The sequence below is a fragment of the Streptomyces sp. NPDC085866 genome (genome assembly GCF_044541035.1).
In the GTDB taxonomy this organism is placed as follows: Bacteria; Actinomycetota; Actinomycetes; order Streptomycetales; family Streptomycetaceae; genus Streptomyces.
In genome coordinates this window covers 36,417-51,645 of sequence record NZ_JBITSQ010000013.1, presented here as the reverse complement: position 1 = coordinate 51,645, position 15,229 = coordinate 36,417, and the positions used below count along the sequence as shown (strand labels likewise).

The following is a 15,229-nucleotide window of genomic DNA, read 5'->3' as shown; positions in this document are numbered from 1 at the left end:
CTCACGCACCCTGCCAAACCGTGGTGATGTTGCAGAACTCCCGGATTCCGTGCCCGGACAGCTCACGCCCGTACCCGGACCGCTTCACACCGCCGAACGGGAACGCCGGATGGGAGGCGGTCATCCCGTTGACGTACACGCCACCCGCCTCCAGATCCCGCGCGAACCGCTCCACCTCGTTCTCGTCACGCGTCCACACGTTCGAACTCAGCCCGAAGAAGGAGTCGTTCGCGATCAGGATCGCCTCGTCCAGGTCGCCGGCCCGGTACAGCGTGGCGACCGGCCCGAACGCCTCCTCACGGTGGATGCGCATCTCCCGGGTGATGCCCGCCAGGACGGTCGGCGGGTAGTACCAGCCCGGCCAGTTGGGGCGTTCCCCGCCGCACAGCACCTGGGCGCCGCTGCGCTTCGCGTCGTCGACCAGCTCCTCCAGGTCGGCCCGCCCCTGCTCGCTGGAGAGCGGCCCGACCTCGGTGTCCTCCTCCAGCGGGTCACCGATCTTGAGTGCCTTCATGCCCGCGACGAACTTCTCGGCGAAGGCGTCGTACGCGTCGGTGTGCACGATGAACCGCTTGGCCGCGATGCAGGACTGACCGTTGTTCTGCACCCGCGCGGTCACGGCGACCTGGGCCGCCCGGTCGAGGTCGGCGGAGGGCATGACGACGAACGGGTCGCTGCCGCCCAGCTCCAGCACCGTCTTCTTGATCATCTCGCCGGAGGTGGCCGCGACGGCCCGCCCGGCCGGCTCGCTGCCGGTGAGCGTCGCGGCCTTCACCCGCTCGTCGCGCAGGATGCCGTCGACCGCTCCCGCGCCGACCAGCAGCGTCTGGAAGCAGCCCTCCTTGAAGCCCGCCCGGTGGAACAGGTCCTCCAGGTACAAGGCCGTCTGAGGGACGTTCGAGGCGTGCTTGAGCAGGCCCACGTTGCCCGCCATCAGCGCGGGCGCGGCGAAGCGGATCACCTGCCACAGGGGGAAGTTCCACGGCATCACCGCGAGGACGGGCCCGAGCGGCCGGTAGCGGACCCGGACCCGCGAGGCGCCGGAGTCCCGCACGTCCGCCTCGGCCGGTTCCTCGTCGGTGAGCAGTCCCTCGGCGCGTTCGGCGTACCAGCGCATCGCCTTGGCGCACTTCGCGGCCTCCGCGCGGGCCTGCTTGACCGGCTTGCCCATCTCGGTGGTCATGACCCGGCCGATCTCCTGCTGGTCCTCGTCCAGCAGGTCGGCGGCCTTGTTCAGCAGTCGGGCGCGTTCGGCGAACGTGGTCGTCCGGTACGTGCGGAACGTCGCCTCGGCGAGCTGGAGCCGGCGTTCCAGCTCCTCCTCACCCATGGGCTCGTACGTCTTGAGCGTCTCGCCGTTCGCCGGGTTCACCGTCGCGATGGGCATGGCTGACCTCCCTGGGAGCGGGCTTGCTTCGACCTTCGCGCGCGGCGGTGCCGACCGCAACGCGTAGGGAGCTGTATTGATTGTCCGCCCTCCGGGGCGCTCCAGCCCCTACGGCTCACGGTCGGTCCGAGTGCTCCGCCAGGCGGTCGAGAAACGCGGCCTGAGCCGTGATGATCAGCGCCCGGGCCCGGTCCAGACCGAACCACGCCACCCGGTCCAGCTCCGGGAACTCCTGCGTCCGCCCGGACCTCGGCGGCCACTCCATGGTGAAGGTGCCGGGGTCGATCGCCCCCGGGTCCAGGTCGGCCTCGATCGCCCACACGGTCACGATCTTGCCGTTGGCCTGCGCGACCTCGCCCAGCGGTACGGCCTGCCCGTCGGGCGGCGCCAGCCCCAGCTCCTCCCGGAACTCGCGCCGGGCCGCCTCCCAGGCGGGCTCGTCGGGTTCGTACTCGCCCTTGGGCACGGTCCACGCTCCCGCGTCGTTCTTCGCGAAGAAGGGACCGCCCATATGGCCGAGCAACACCTCCAGCCCGTCGTCGGTGTGCCGGAACAGCAGCAGGCCCGCGCTGCGCTTCGTCGTCCGCACCGTCACGGCTTGACCTCCGGGTGAGCCGCCAGCAGGGCCTCCACCGTATCGGCCTGCTCGGCCCTCTTGTCCTCGCGGTAGCGGACCACGCGGGCGAAGCGCAGGGTGACGCCGGCCGGGTAGCGGGAGGAGCGCTGCAGGCCGTCGTAGGCGATCTCCACGACGAGTTCCGGGCGTACGGTGACCACCCAGCCGTCGTCCCCGACGGCCAGCTCCCGCAGCCGCTCGGTCTGCCAGGCGAGCATCGCGTCGGTCATGCCCTTGAAGGTCTTGCCGAGCATCGCGAAGGTGCCGTCCGGGTTGCGGGCGCCGAGGTGGAGGTTGGAGAGCTTGCCGGTGCGGCGGCCGTGGCCCCACTCGGCGGCCAGGACGACCAGGTCGAGCGTGTGCACGGGCTTGACCTTCAGCCAGGACGCACCGCGCCGGCCCGCGCTGTAGGGGGCGTCCAGCGCCTTGACCACGACACCCTCGTGGCCGCGGGCGAGGGAGTCGGCGAGGAAGCGTTCCGCCTCGGGAACGTGCTGCGGTCCCGACGCCACGGTCCGGCGGACCCGCAGCGGCGCGGGCACCAGCTCGGCCAGAAGTGCGTGCCGTTCCGAGAACGGGAGGTCGAGCACGTCCTGCCCGCCGACCAGCAGCACGTCGAAGAAGACGGGGCAGACGGGCACCTGAGCGGCGGCCTTCGCCACGTCGGTCCGGGAGCCCACCCGGCCGGCGGTCTCCTGGAAGGAGCGGGGCCGGCCGTCCGCGCCGAAGGAGATCACCTCGCCGTCGAGGATGAACCGGTCGCTCGCCAACCCCAGGGCCGCTCGGGTCACTTCGGGCAGCCGGTCGGTGATGTCGTCGAGCGTCCGGGTGTGGATCCGTACCGCGCTGCCCTCCCGGTGGACCTGGACCCGGATGCCGTCCAGCTTCTCCTCCACCGCGCACGAGCCCAGCTTCTGGACCGCCTCGGCCACCGAGGAGGCGCTCTGCGCCAGCATCGGCAGCACCGGGCGGCCGACCGTGAGCCGGAACCGGTCCAGCGCCCCGGGCCCCTGTGCGAGCAGGGCCTGCGCCACCGTCTGCAGGGATCCGGCGAGCATCACCGCCCGCCGGACGTCCGCCGGATCCGCGCCGGTCGCCCGGGCCAGACCCTCCACGGCGACCGCGTCCAGCGCGCCCTGCCGGACCTCGCCGGTGAGCAGGCCGCGCAGGAAGTGCTGCTCCGCCTCGGTGGCCGCGCCCATCAGCTCGCCGACGATCCGGGCCCGCTCCGTCTGGGATCCGGCCCCGGACACCTTGCCCAGCTCGCTGAGCCGGGCGTCGGCCTCCCGCACGGTCAGCGAGGGCTCGGCGGCCGGCGGGACCGGGCGGCTCAACACCTTCCAGCCGACACCGAGCCGCCCCTGGGGGAGCCGTCCGGCCAGGTAGGGGATGACGATCGGCACGTCGTCCGCCTCCGCATCCCGGAACAGCTCCGCGAGCAGCGCGGTCTTACGGGACCGGGCGGCCGTCGCGGCGACCTCCCGGGACACCTCGGCTATCCGGGACAGCAGCATGCAGTCATGGTTGCACCGCGGGTGCCGGGTCTACACCCGTACGGCCGCGTCGAGGTCGGCGAAGAGCAGCTCGCCGTTGATCGCCGCCCCGGCCCGGTAGCCACGGCTCGCCGCGTTCACCACCTGCTCGGCGAAGCCGCCGACGTTGCCCGCCGCCCACAGGCCCGGCACGGTCGTCAGGCCGCGCTCGTCGATCACCGGGAAGCTGCCGAACGGCGTCTCGCGCAGCTCCGCGCCCAGCCGTACGAGCAGGTCGTTCTGCGGAACGGCACGTGGCGCCACGTACAGCACCTCGCGGTCGTGGACCGTGCCGTCCGTGAGCCGGACGCCGGTGAGCCGGTCCTCCCCGGCGAGCACCTCCGCGACCGCACCGGCTACGACGGTGACCCCGGCGGCGGCCAGCCTGCGCCGGTCCTCGTCCGTCAGCTCCGTCTCCCGCACCTCGTGCAGGAAGAACCGCACGTCCTTCGACCACTGCGTCACCATCAGCGCCTGGTGCACGCTCATCGGGCTGCTCGCGAGCACGCCGGTCGCCCGGTCGCGGGCCTCCCAGCCGTGGCAGTAGGGGCAGTGGATCACGTCCCGGCCGAACCGCTCGGCGATCCCCGGGACCGGCGGCAGCTCGTCCTTCAGGCCGGTGGCGACGACCAGCTGCCGCGCCAGTACGGTCCGGCCGCTCGCGAGCACCACGGTGAAGTCCTCGTCCCTGGTCGCGTCCACGACCCGGTCCCGGACCAGTTCCACGCCGTACCGCGCGATCTCCTCGCGCCCTACGGCCAGGAACTCGGCGGGCGACATGCCGTCCCGGGACAGATAGCCCTGCAGGTGCGCGGACGGCGCGTTGCGCGGCTCGCCCGCGTCGACCACCAGGGTGCGCCGCCGGGCCCGGCCCAGCACCAGCGCGGCGGACAGGCCGGCCGCGCCGCCCCCGACCACCACCACTTCATATGTCTCGGTCATGGTGACCACCTCCGCGCCCGACGGTCGTCCACATGCTGCCGCGTTGACAAACTTCTTTGCCGAATCTGCAATACGGGCATGAGCACCGAGAACACCGAGAGCACCGACGGCGTGCTGGCGGGCGTGGGACCGAGGCTGCGGCGGATCCGCAAGGAGCGGGAGGTGACCCTGGCGGCGCTGTCCGAGGCGACCGGCATCTCCGTCAGCACCCTGTCCCGGCTGGAGTCCGGCCTGCGCAAACCCAGCCTGGAGCTGCTGCTGCCCATCGCCCAGGCCCACCAGGTACCGCTGGACGAGCTGGTCGGCGCCCCGCCGGTCGGCGACCCCCGGGTGCGGGCGAAGCCCCTCGAACGCCACGGCCGCACCTTCTGGCCGCTGACCCGCCAGCCCGGCGGCCTCCAGGCCTTCAAGGTCCGCGAACCCCGGCGCAGGCAGGAGCCGGAGCCGCGCACCCACGAGGGCTACGAGTGGCTGTACGTGCTCTCGGGCAGGCTCCGGCTGGTGCTCGGCGAACACGACGTGGTGCTGTCGGCGGGGGAGGCGGCGGAGTTCGACACGCGGGTGCCGCACTGGTTCGGGTCGACGGGGGAAGGGCCGGTGGAATTCCTCAGCCTGTTCGGGCCGCAGGGGGAGCGGATGCACGTACGGGCGCGGCCGACTCGTAAGTGACGGACCCGACTGTTTCCCGAACGGCAAGCGACCGCTTAGTATGCGGTCGGACCCGGTCAGACGAAGCAGTCCCGTGGAGGCCCCGCATGCAGGCATGGCAAGTGCACGAGAACGGCGAGCCGAGCGAGGTGATGCGCCTGGCGGAGGTGGAGCGGCCCACGCCCGGCGACGGGCAGGTGCTGCTGCGCGTGCGCGCCGCCAACATCAACTTCCCGGACGCCCTGATGTGCCGGGGGCAGTACCAGGTACGGCCGCCGATGCCCTTCACGCCCGGTGTGGAGATCTGCGCCGAGACCGAGGACGGCCGCCGGGTGATCGCCAACCCCGCGCTGCCGTACGGCGGCTTCGCCGAGTACGCGCTCGCCGACGCCCGTGCCCTGCTGCCCGCGCCCGAGTCCCTGGACGACGCCGAGGCCGCCGCGCTGCACATCGGATACCAGACGGGCTGGTTCGGCCTGCACCGCCGCGCCCACCTGGAAGCGGGGGAGACCCTCCTAGTGCACGCCGCCGCCGGCGGGGTCGGCAGCGCGGCCGTGCAGCTCGGCAAGGCGGCCGGGGCCACCGTGATCGGCGTGGTCGGCGGCGCCGACAAGGCCGCCGTCGCCCGTGAGCTGGGCTGTGACGTGGTCGTCGACCGCCGCACCGAGGACGTGGTCGCCGCCGTGAAGGAGGCCACCGGTGGCCGGGGCGCCGACGTGATCTACGACCCCGTCGGCGGAGCGGCCTACGCCCAGTCGGCCAAGGTCGTCGCCTTCGAGGGCCGGATCGTCGTGGTCGGCTTCGCCAGCGGCACCATCCCGAGCCCCGCGCTCAACCACGCCCTGGTGAAGAACTACTCGATCCTCGGCCTCCACTGGGGCCTGTACAACACCAAGAACCCGAAGCTGGTCCTGCACTGCCACGAGCAGCTCACCGAGCTGGCCGCACGGGGCGCGATCAAGCCGCTGGTGAGCGAGCGGGTACCGCTCGCCGACGCCGCCGCGGCCGTGCAGCGGGTCGCCGACGGGGTGACCACCGGCCGGGTGGCCGTGGTCCTGGACAAGGGAGCCGCCGCATGACCGACGCCGAAGAACTGCGCCGCCGCACACGGGAGTTGCTGGCCGCGCATCCGCCCGCCGCCACCGACCGCCTCGACTTCCTCAAGGCCCGCTTCGACGCGGGGCTGGCCTGGGTGCACTACCCCGCGGGCCTCGGCGGACTCGGTGTCCCTCGCTCCCTGCAGGTCGTCGTGGACGCCGAGCTGGAGGCGGCCGGCGCTCCCGACAACGACTCGCGCCGCAACGGCATCGGGCTCGGCATGGCCGCCCCGACGATCCTCAAGTACGGCACCGAGGAGCAGAAGCAGCGCTATCTGCGACCGCTGTGGATCGGCGAGGAGGTGTGGTGCCAGCTGTTCAGCGAGCCCGGCGCCGGCTCCGACCTCGCCGCGCTCGGCACCCGGGCCGTGCGGGAGGGCGACGAGTGGGTGGTCAACGGGCAGAAGGTGTGGACGTCCGGCGCGCACAACTCCCGCTGGGCCATCCTCATCGCCCGCACCGACCCGAACGTGCCCAAGCACGCCGGCATCACGTACTTCATCTGCGACATGACCGACCCCGGCGTCGACGTCCGTCCGCTGCGGCAGATCACGGGTGAGGCGGAGTTCAACGAGGTCTTCCTCACCGACGTCCGTATCCCCGACTCCCGCCGCCTCGGCGAGGTCGGCGACGGCTGGCGGGTCGCCCAGACCACGCTCAACAACGAACGCGTCGCCATCGGCGGCATGCGACTGCCCCGTGAGGGCGGCATGATCGGCCCGGTCTCCCGGACCTGGCGGGAACGCCCCGAACTGCGCACCCACGACCTCCACCAGAGGCTGCTGAAGCTCTGGGTCGACTCAGAGGTCGCCCGGTTCACCGCCGAGCGGCTGCGCCAGCAGCTCGTCGCGGGCCAGCCCGGCCCCGAGGGCGCCGGCATGAAGCTCGCCTTCGCCCGCCTCAACCAGGAGATCAGCGGCCTGGAGGTCGAACTCCGGGGTGAGGAGGGGCTCCTCTACGACGACTGGACGATGAGGCGCCCCGAACTGGTGGACTTCGTCGGCCGCGACGCCGGCTACCGCTACCTGCGCTCCAAGGGCAACAGCATCGAGGGCGGGACCAGCGAGGTCCTGCTGAACATCGTCGCCGAGCGCGTCCTGGGCCTGCCCGCCGAGCCGCGCACCGACAAGGACGTCGCATGGAAGGACCTGGCCCGATGAGCGCACAGCCCGATCTGCTCTACTCCGAGGAGGAAGAGGCGCTGCGGGCCGCGGTCCGCGACCTGCTCACGGACCACTGCGACGCGGCCGGAGTGATCGCCCGCACCGAGTCGGACACCCCGCACGACCTCGCCCTGTGGAAGTCCCTCGCCGACGGCATGGGGCTCGCCGGGCTGCTCGTGCCCGAGGCGCAGGGCGGTCAGGGCGCCACCCACCGTGAAGTCGCCGTCGTCCTGGAGGAGCTGGGCCGGGCGGTGGCGCCCGTCCCGTACCTCACCAGCGCGGTCGTGGCCACCGAGGCCCTGCTGGCCTGCGGGGACGAGGAGCTGCTGGGCCGCCTGGCCTCCGGGCGCACCATCGGCGCCCTCGCGGTCGGGCTGCACTCGGCCCCGGGCGCCGCCTTCAAGGCCGTACGGCTGGAGAACGGCACTCTGCACGGGGAGCTGACGGGCATCGCGGACGCGGCCGCCGCGGACGTCCTGCTCGTCCCGGCCGACGACGGCGGGCTGTACGCGGTCGCCGCCGACGCGGTGACCGTCACCCCGCAGCCCTCCCTGGACCTGACCCGCCCGCTCGCCACCGTCACCCTCGACGGCGCGCCCGCCCGCCGGATCGGCGACGCGGAACCCGCCGTACGACGGGCCCTGCGCAGCGCCGCCGGACTGCTCGCCTCCGAGCAACTCGGCGTCGCCGACTGGGCGTTGACCGAGACGGTCCAGTACCTGAAGGAGCGCAAGCAGTTCAACCGGCCGCTCGGCGGCTTCCAGGCGATCAAGCACCGGCTCGCCCAGCTGTGGCTGGAGGTCGTCAACCTCCGGGCCGCCGCCCGCGCCGCCGCCGACGCGCTCGCCTCCGGCGAGGACACCGACCTCACGGTCGCCGTCGCCCAGGCGTACGCGGCGCCCGTCGCCGTCCACGCCGCCGAGGAGGCGCTGCAGCTCCACGCCGGCATCGGCATGACCTGGGAGCACCCGATCCACCTGTACCTGAAGCGAGCCAAGGCCGACTCGATCGCCTACGGCACCGCGGGTGCCCACCGGGAGGCCCTGGCCGAACTGGTCGACCTGCGGGCGCCCTGACGCACGGCGTGTGAAGCCCGCCCCACCTGGGGCGGGCTTCTTCGTGCGCGCACCCGTCACCAAGTGAACAGAGGGCAGCAGTCCGGCCAACTCCCGGCAGGACAGGGCTATTCGGGTGGAGAGCGCACGCATACTCTCTCCGGTCCCGTCCGGCCCCTCAAGGGAGGCAGCGCATGGCCCTCACCACCCGCCGCAGAGCCCTCACCACCCTCGGCGCAGCCCTCGCGGGCGCGGTCGCCCTGCCCGCCGGCCAGGCCCGGGCGGGCGGCGGCCACCGCGGCCCGCGCCCGCTGTGGCACGCGCACGCCCACAACGACTACGAGCACCCGCGGCCCCTGTTCGACGCCCTCGACCACCGCTTCGGCAGTGTCGAGGCCGACATCTTCCTCGTCGGCGACCAGCTGCTCATCGGTCACGACAGCTCCGAGCTGGACCCGACCCGCACCCTCGAGTCCCTCTACCTCGACCCGCTCGCCGCTCGCGCCAAGGCCGGCCACGGCTCCGTGTACCGGGGTTGGCGGCAGCCGCTGCAGCTGCTCATCGACATCAAGACCGAGGGCTCCTCGACGTACGCCGAACTCGACCGCCATCTTCGGCGCTATCCGCAGCTGTTCACCCGCTACGTGCACGGCCGCGTCCAGCCCGGTCCGGTCACCGCCGTCATCTCCGGCGACCGCGCGGCCCGTATCCCCATGGAGGCACAGACCGAGCGCCGCGCCTTCTACGACGGCCGGCTCACCGACCTCGGCAGCGCGGTCCCCGCCTCCTTCATCCCGCTGATCAGCGACAACTGGACGCTGAACTTCACCTGGTTGGGCGACGGCCCGTTTTCGGACGCCGAGCGGCAGAAGCTGCGCGGCATCACCGGTGCCGCCCATGCGCGCGGGCAGCAGATCAGGTTCTGGGCGACCCCGGACACGGCGGGTGCGGCCCGGGACGCCCTGTGGACGGAACTGCTCGCCGGCGGCGTCGACTTGCTGAACACCGACGACCTCGCCGGCCTGGAGGCCTTCCTGGACGCACACCCGTCCGGGTAAGACCACACGATCGGAGGACATGTCAGCCGCCCGGACGAACCCCCCGCTACGCCACACTTGCGGCCGAACGCCGCTCATGGGGCGTGGCGGAGGAGGTTCCCGATGGCCGTTTCCATCTCTGTGGTGCTGCTGCTCCTGATCATCGTCGTGATCTTCATGCGCAACGGCGCCCTGAAGATCTCGCACGGCCTGGTCTGCATGCTGCTCGGCTTCTACCTGGCCAGCACCAGCATGGCGCCCACGATCCACAGTGGGCTCACCGCGACCGCCGACCTGGTGAGCAGCCTGCGGCCCTAGGGTCTGTCGTCACATACCTGCCCGCCCCGCGGCGACGGGGATGTGACGACAGGCCCTGGGCGCCGTCGCGGTCAGGACGAGAAGACCCCGATGCCGTTCGGGACCGGGCGCTCGGCGCCGCCGCTCGGGTGGCTGCGGACCGTCACGCTGCTCGCGCCCGTGTCCCGGGTGACCATCTCGGTCGAGCCGCCGCCGTCGAGGTTGAACGCGTCGGACGCGCCCAGCTCGTGCATGAGGTCGGCCTCTTCGGCGATGGTCATGCCCGTCCGGTAGGCCGCGGCCCCGTCCAGCGCGAGCAGCAGCATCCTGTGCCCGTCGTCCGCCAAGCCCACGACGGTGCGCACGGCGGAGGTGCCGTCGTCCAGACCGGACAGCGGCCTGCCGTCACGCAGAACCGGGTAGCCGCCGATCGCGAACCTGTACGGGACCTTGGCCGTGGCCGCCACCAGGTCGTGCGTGACGGTCACCTCGTCGCCCACCGACAGCTTGCGCAGCTGCTGCGCGCCCTCCTCGCGGCCCACCAGGACCGTGGTGTCCGCGGGGATCGAGCCGCTGCCCGGGGCGTCGGAGGCGGAGACCACCTCACCGTCGCGCACCTTCACCTCGTAGGTGTCCTCGCTGCACGCCCCGGCCCGGTCGGTGTCCGTGCCACAGGTGGCACGCTCCCGGGAGACGCTGCCCCACCGTGAGGTGAAGGCGCCGACGGAGTTCTGCGGCAGCGCGTACTGGTTGAGGCCCTTGAGCGGGAACTGCCCGTCCGGCGTGCCGACAGAGCCGCTGAGGGTGAGGCGATCCAGCCGGGCCCGTCCGTCGGTGCCCACGCCGAGGACGTCCGTCGTGGTCGTCCCGGGCGGCAGCGCGGGCCCGAACCGCTGGCCCTTCGGGACCGCCGCCTTGAGCACCTGCCCGCCCGCGATCGCCGGTCCCACGGTCGCGCCCGTCGCCTCCACGCCCGGGTGCTGGGTCTCGCTGATGTTGAAGAAGTCGCCGTTGACCCCGGCGACCGCGCCGGCCGAGTCGGCCAGCTTCGAGACGGTCGCGCGGGCCGCCACCGACCCGGGGTGCAACAGGTCCAGTCGGACATGAGGATTGTTCAGATCGATGGTGAGCAGGTGGGCGTGTGCCTTGCCCGCCGTCTCCTCGATGTCGAACTGCCGGTAGGTGACACCCGGTGCGACCCGCCTGCCCAGCGGTACGGCACCGGCCGGTGCCGCCCCCGCCAGGGCCGCGCCGGCCAGTACGCCGAACGCCGTGAGAACCGTGAGAACCGATCTGCCTGCCGTCGTCTGCCGCCGATCGTGCGCCACCGCGCCCCCTGATGTCTCGTCAACTGTCCCAGAACTCAAGGGAAGTGCAGCAGAAGGCGATGGCGCGCGGGGGAGCTAGGCGTCGACTACGCGAGAACGGGTGAGAAAACGCACCCCCTCGGGTGCCTCCAGCGAGAATCCGCTCCCCCGTCCGGGTACCACGTCGACGATCAGCCGGGTGTGGCTCCACACCTCGTACTGGCTCCTCGACATCCAGAAGGTCACGGGCTCCTCGACGCCCTCCACCGCCAGTTCCGCCAGCAGCACGTCGGAGCCGCCGGTCCGGAACTCGCCGTCCGGGTAGCACATGGGCGCGCTGCCGTCGCAGCAGCCGCCGGACTGGTGGAACATCAGCGGACCGTGCTCGGCCCGCAGCCTGCGCACCATCTCGGCGGCCTGCGGGGTGAGTTCGACGCGGGGAACTTCCACTTCCATGGTCACCGTCCTGGAGAGCCGGGGCGTCGGAGGTGCCCCAGTCTCACGGCTCGTCAGCCGTGCGTCCAGCAGGCGTCCTTGGACGGGACCGTGGGTCAGCCGTGGCCGAGGAGGTCGTCGGTGCGGCCCCACCCGGGCGTCGGAGGCTGCGGCCACCTCGGGGGAGGGGGCAGGGTCTCGGCCGGACCGTCGCAGACCAGGCCGGTGGCCGGAGTCCGCCCGCTGAGCCACCCGAGCAGGAGGTGCCCGGGCCCGGCGACCGAGGGGCCCTCGGGAGACAGGGGCCAGCGGCGGCCCAGGTCGACCGCCTCGACGCGGGAGAGGGGAGGTCCCTGGGTCTGCAGAGCGGCGAGGGTCTCGTCGAGCGCCCAGGACACGTACGACGTCGGTCAGTCGGCGGTGCCGTACCCCAGGCCGAGGTCGACATGGTGGTGCTCCACTTCCCGCTGACACCGCAGCAGGGTGTACCAGGCGGGGTGCCGCCAGCCCGCGAGCGCCGCCACCAGGGTGTCCCACTTGGCCACGGGCATCTCCCGGGCCTCCGCCACGACCAGGTCCAGGGCCCGCCGCGTCCGGTCGGCCAGCGCGTCGGCGGGCAGGGCGGCGGTCCGTTCGGCCGTCTCGGCCAGGGCTGCCGCATCCTGCCGGGGCCCCGGCGCAGAGCCCGTACGCGCCAGCCGCAGCAGCCACACGTAGGCGTCCGCGCCGCCCGCGATGTGCGCGAGCACCTGACCCCGGGTCCACGGGGCGAGTCCGGAGGGCGCCCGGTACTCGGCGTCGGTCAGGCCGTCCATCGTCTGCGCGAGCCGGCCGACCGAGCGGACGACGTCATCGATCAGGGCGTCGACAGCGGCCGCGCCCGTCGCGGGGGAGACGTTCACGCACACTCCCGAGCCTCGACCTGCAGCAAGGGCATCCTAGAGACAAGGAGATGACGGGTGGGAGGGTGCCTGGGAGAGGATGCTCTCATGCGCTACCACTCGCCCTTCGACCGGCCCGAACCGCGCCCCGTGCCGGTCGGCGAACACCCCCTCTGGGACGAGGCCCTGGCAGCGGTCAACCGCGACCTGGCGGTGACCCTGCCGGAGCAACGGCCCCTGTGCCTCTTCGTGGTGCCCTGGGAGGAGGGCGAACCGGACCAGGTCTACGTCGCCCTCGCCAACGGCGAGTCGCACGGGAACCCCCTCTGGGCCGACCCGGACACCGCCGCCGACGCCCTGGAGGCCGTTGCCGAGGCCGCCCAGGAGACTGTCTCGGAGCTCCTGTGGCAGGCGTGGCCGGTCTGCTCCGTGCACGACCTGGGGATGCACGTACGCAAGGTGGCCGGCCGGCCGTCGTGGTGGTGCGCCGGTACGAAGGATCCGCAGGACCCGCCGCACATCCGGGCGGCCGTAGGCGAGTTGGACACTCTCCAGCGCCCGCACCGGCCGAACCGGAAGCGCCGGAGAAACAGTGCGCGGGGCTGACCGGGGGCGGCCGGGGCCCGGCGCGGCGCGCGTGCCATGATCCTCGGATGCGCGAGATCGACGAACTGGCCCAGGTGGACGATCCGGCCTGGCCGGAACTCCAGGAGCTGCTCGCGGCCAGTGCCGTGCCGGTCCGTGTGCTGCCGGGCGACCCCGGCGAAGGCCGCCGGTGCCTGCTGCAGATGCAGGTCACCGCGCGCTCCACGCTCGGCGCGCTCGCGCTGAACTGCGGCGGGCTCGTCCTGGACGACGGGTGGCTGCGGGTGTACGGCGGCGGCTCGGCGGCGACCGGCGGTCTGCCCAGTCTGGGGCGGGTCAACGGCTTCCCGGAGGAGTTCGATCCCGTCTGGCACCCCGCCTCGGGTCTGGTCGTCGGGCACGACGTGCTCGGCGGGGTGTTCGCACTCAACGGCCACGACCCGGCCGGAGCGGGCCGCCCCGGCGGTCCCGGGCAGATGACGTACTTCGCTCCCGACACCCTGGAGTGGGAGGCCCTGGACATGGGCCACTCCACCTGGGTGTGGTGGCTGCTGTCCGGCCGCCTGGAGACGTTCTACGACGGGCTCCGCCGGCCGGGCTGGCGCGAGGAGGCCGCCGCCCTGGACCTCTCGCAGGGCATCACCGTCTACCCGTTCCTGTGGTCCAAGGAGGCCCACGACGACCTCGCGGTCACGACCCGGCGAGCCGTGGCGATGCGCGAAGTCCTGGGTGTGGCGGCGGACTTCGCCCGGCAGCTGGGCCCGGCCGATCCGGGTTTCCTCGGCGAGGTCTGAGGCACCGCCGCCCGACTGCTCACGCCTGCCCGCGGACGGCACGCATCGACACCGCGTACACCCCGGAAGCCACGAACAGGCCCACGGGCAGGGCGAGATCGATGCCGCCCAGGGCGGCCGCCACCGGCCCGGTGCACGGTGTCGACGCACGCGGCGGAGGCGGCGACGCCCGCCGCGAGGGCCGGCGCGCCGGACCGGTTTACCCCGCCGGTGTACCAGAAGGGGCTGCCGGGGGTCTCGTCGGCGAGGGCGAGGCCGTCGTAGCGGTTGCGGCGCAGCAGGATGTCGGTGGCGTAGACAGCCACGGTTCCCGCGGATGCCGTACATCGCGCGGGTGACGACCTCGCTGGGCGCGCCCGCGGCCGGGCCGGAGACCGCGAGCAGGCCGGTGAGCAGCCAGAACGCAAGGCCGTCGCGCCGCGGCCCACGGAGGCCGAGGTACGGGCCCGCACCGCGGAGGTCCTGGGCGCCATGGCGGCGGCGGGCCTCACCGGTGGCCACGCCATGGACGCCAACGGGGAGAGCCTGTCCGTCCACGCCGCTCTGGAGGCCGAGGGTGCACTGTCCCTGTGGCTGCGGGTCGCCCCCTGGTGCCGGCCGGAGGCCGACGACGACGCCGTCGTCGAACTCGTCCGGTTGCAGGGCACAGGGGGCGCGCTGTGGCAGGTCGCCGGCCGTGAAGCTGTTCATGGACGGCACCGTGGACAACAGCACCGCCCGGCTCGAGGTCCCCGACTGCCACGGCGGGTCGGCCCACGCCCACTGGCCCGACCCGCAGCGCTACACCCAGGTGATCGCGGCCCTCCACCGGGCCGGTGTGTCCACCGCCACCCACGCGATCGGCGACGCGGCGGTGCGGCACGTGCTCGACTCGGTCGAGAAGGCCCATGCGGAGAGCCCGGCCCCGGTGCGGCACCGGGTCGAGCACATCGAGACGGTGCCCGACGACACCGTACGGCGTTTGCACGGCTCGGCGTGGCCGCATCCATGCAGCCCACCCACTGCTGCGAGTTCACCCGGGCCGACCACACGGACAACTGGTCGCGCCGGCTCGGCGAGGAGCGCGCCGGGCGCGCGTTCCGCTGCCGCCATCTGTGGGCGGCCGGAGCCCGGGTCGTCCTCGGTCCGACTGGCCCATCGCGCCGTACCCGCCGCTGCAGGTCATGGCCGGCGCCCGGCACCGCCGCCCCGCCGACCTCTCCCTGCCTCCGCACGGGCCCGACCAGGCCCTCACCGCGCTGCAGGCGCTGCAGGGCAGCACCGTCAACGCGGCCTGGGCCGCCGGGGAGGAGCATCTCGCCGGCCGGCTCGCGGTCGGCCGGCGTGCCGACCTGACGGTGCTGGCCGAGAACCCGCTGGAGGTCCCCGACACCGAGCTGGCCGACCTGCCGGTCGTCCTGACGGTGCTGGCGGGCCGGCCCACGCACCGGGCCGCCGACCTGTAGCCGACGGC

General features: G+C 73.1%; 16 protein-coding genes and 2 pseudogenes. 9 read left to right on the top strand and 9 right to left on the bottom strand.

The annotated features are described in order from the left end of the window. Position 1: 1 nt before the first annotated feature. The 4 genes from ACIF83_RS30790 to ACIF83_RS30775 all read right to left on the bottom strand — a co-directional run bounded on the left by ACIF83_RS30790 (position 2) and on the right by ACIF83_RS30775 (position 4,477). Positions 2-1,387 carry an NADP-dependent succinic semialdehyde dehydrogenase gene (locus tag ACIF83_RS30790; RefSeq protein ID WP_393484352.1) on the bottom strand — a complete coding sequence of 462 codons (1,386 nt, stop codon included), beginning with the start codon at positions 1,385-1,387 and terminating at the stop codon, positions 2-4. 115 nt (positions 1,388-1,502) lie between these two features. After that, positions 1,503-1,982 carry an NUDIX domain-containing protein gene (locus ACIF83_RS30785; protein WP_399731782.1) on the bottom strand — a complete coding sequence of 160 codons (480 nt, stop codon included), beginning with the start codon at positions 1,980-1,982 and terminating at the stop codon, positions 1,503-1,505. After that, on the bottom strand, positions 1,979-3,517 hold the full coding sequence (locus ACIF83_RS30780) for an ATP-dependent DNA ligase (protein ID WP_398139608.1): 1,539 nt from the start codon (positions 3,515-3,517) through the stop codon (positions 1,979-1,981). The genes ACIF83_RS30785 and ACIF83_RS30780 overlap by 4 nt, the downstream gene beginning before the upstream one ends. Before the next feature lie 30 nt (positions 3,518-3,547). Beyond that, positions 3,548-4,477 (bottom strand): NAD(P)/FAD-dependent oxidoreductase, encoded by a 930-nt coding sequence (locus ACIF83_RS30775; protein ID WP_399731779.1) that lies wholly within the window; start codon positions 4,475-4,477, stop codon positions 3,548-3,550. 78 nt (positions 4,478-4,555) lie between these two features. On the opposite strand from ACIF83_RS30775, the gene ACIF83_RS30770 reads away from it, so the two are divergent. From ACIF83_RS30770 to ACIF83_RS30745, 6 genes are all read left to right on the top strand, one after another. Next, positions 4,556-5,146, top strand: coding sequence for a helix-turn-helix domain-containing protein (locus ACIF83_RS30770; protein WP_393484344.1), 591 nt, complete (start codon positions 4,556-4,558; stop codon positions 5,144-5,146). 86 nt (positions 5,147-5,232) lie between these two features. After that, a complete protein-coding gene (locus tag ACIF83_RS30765) occupies positions 5,233-6,204 on the top strand; it encodes an NADPH:quinone oxidoreductase family protein (RefSeq protein WP_398139606.1) in 972 nt (323 codons plus the stop codon). Further along, positions 6,201-7,382: an acyl-CoA dehydrogenase family protein gene (locus ACIF83_RS30760; protein WP_393484341.1), complete on the top strand. Its 1,182-nt coding sequence runs from the start codon at positions 6,201-6,203 to the stop codon at positions 7,380-7,382. Before ACIF83_RS30765 ends, ACIF83_RS30760 begins: the two co-directional genes overlap by 4 nt. Beyond that, the gene (locus ACIF83_RS30755) at positions 7,379-8,461 is read left to right on the top strand and encodes an acyl-CoA dehydrogenase family protein (RefSeq protein WP_399731774.1); all 1,083 of its coding nucleotides are present in this window, start codon (positions 7,379-7,381) and stop codon (positions 8,459-8,461) included. Before ACIF83_RS30760 ends, ACIF83_RS30755 begins: the two co-directional genes overlap by 4 nt. Positions 8,462-8,634: 173 nt before the next feature. Continuing rightward, positions 8,635-9,498, top strand: coding sequence for a phosphatidylinositol-specific phospholipase C/glycerophosphodiester phosphodiesterase family protein (locus tag ACIF83_RS30750; protein WP_399731771.1), 864 nt, complete (start codon positions 8,635-8,637; stop codon positions 9,496-9,498). A 102-nt stretch (positions 9,499-9,600) separates the two neighbouring features. Beyond that, positions 9,601-9,795, top strand: coding sequence for a hypothetical protein (locus ACIF83_RS30745; RefSeq protein ID WP_386580637.1), 195 nt, complete (start codon positions 9,601-9,603; stop codon positions 9,793-9,795). A gap of 71 nt (positions 9,796-9,866) precedes the next feature. Here the strand turns inward: ACIF83_RS30745 and ACIF83_RS30740 are convergent, their stop codons facing one another. The 4 genes from ACIF83_RS30740 to ACIF83_RS30725 form a co-directional block, all read right to left on the bottom strand. After that, the gene (locus tag ACIF83_RS30740) at positions 9,867-11,102 is read right to left on the bottom strand and encodes a phosphodiester glycosidase family protein (RefSeq protein WP_393484335.1); all 1,236 of its coding nucleotides are present in this window, start codon (positions 11,100-11,102) and stop codon (positions 9,867-9,869) included. Between the two features lie 75 nt (positions 11,103-11,177). Continuing rightward, positions 11,178-11,537, bottom strand: a complete 360-nt coding sequence (locus ACIF83_RS30735) for a DUF779 domain-containing protein (RefSeq protein WP_393484334.1) — start codon at positions 11,535-11,537, stop codon at positions 11,178-11,180. A 95-nt stretch (positions 11,538-11,632) separates the two neighbouring features. After that, positions 11,633-11,914 carry a hypothetical protein gene (locus ACIF83_RS30730; protein ID WP_399731766.1) on the bottom strand — a complete coding sequence of 94 codons (282 nt, stop codon included), beginning with the start codon at positions 11,912-11,914 and terminating at the stop codon, positions 11,633-11,635. A 12-nt stretch (positions 11,915-11,926) separates the two neighbouring features. Continuing rightward, complete coding sequence (locus ACIF83_RS30725; protein WP_399731763.1) at positions 11,927-12,418, bottom strand: maleylpyruvate isomerase N-terminal domain-containing protein; 492 nt, start codon at positions 12,416-12,418, stop codon at positions 11,927-11,929. Positions 12,419-12,505: 87 nt separating this feature from the next. Here ACIF83_RS30725 and ACIF83_RS30720 point away from each other — a divergent pair, with 87 nt between their 5' ends. Beyond that, positions 12,506-13,003, top strand: a complete 498-nt coding sequence (locus tag ACIF83_RS30720) for a hypothetical protein (RefSeq protein WP_399731761.1) — start codon at positions 12,506-12,508, stop codon at positions 13,001-13,003. A gap of 47 nt (positions 13,004-13,050) precedes the next feature. After that, entirely contained in the window at positions 13,051-13,776 is a 726-nt protein-coding gene (locus ACIF83_RS30715; RefSeq protein WP_399731758.1) for a DUF2625 family protein, read from the top strand. Positions 13,777-13,795: 19 nt separating this feature from the next. On the opposite strand, the pseudogene ACIF83_RS30710 reads toward ACIF83_RS30715, so the two are convergent. Next, positions 13,796-14,084 (bottom strand): annotated as a pseudogene (locus tag ACIF83_RS30710) (nitrate reductase); the annotation flags it as partial. A 103-nt stretch (positions 14,085-14,187) separates the two neighbouring features. On the opposite strand from ACIF83_RS30710, the pseudogene ACIF83_RS30705 reads away from it, so the two are divergent. Next, a pseudogene (locus tag ACIF83_RS30705) lies at positions 14,188-15,221 on the top strand (amidohydrolase); the annotation flags it as partial. Positions 15,222-15,229 lie beyond the last annotated feature (8 nt).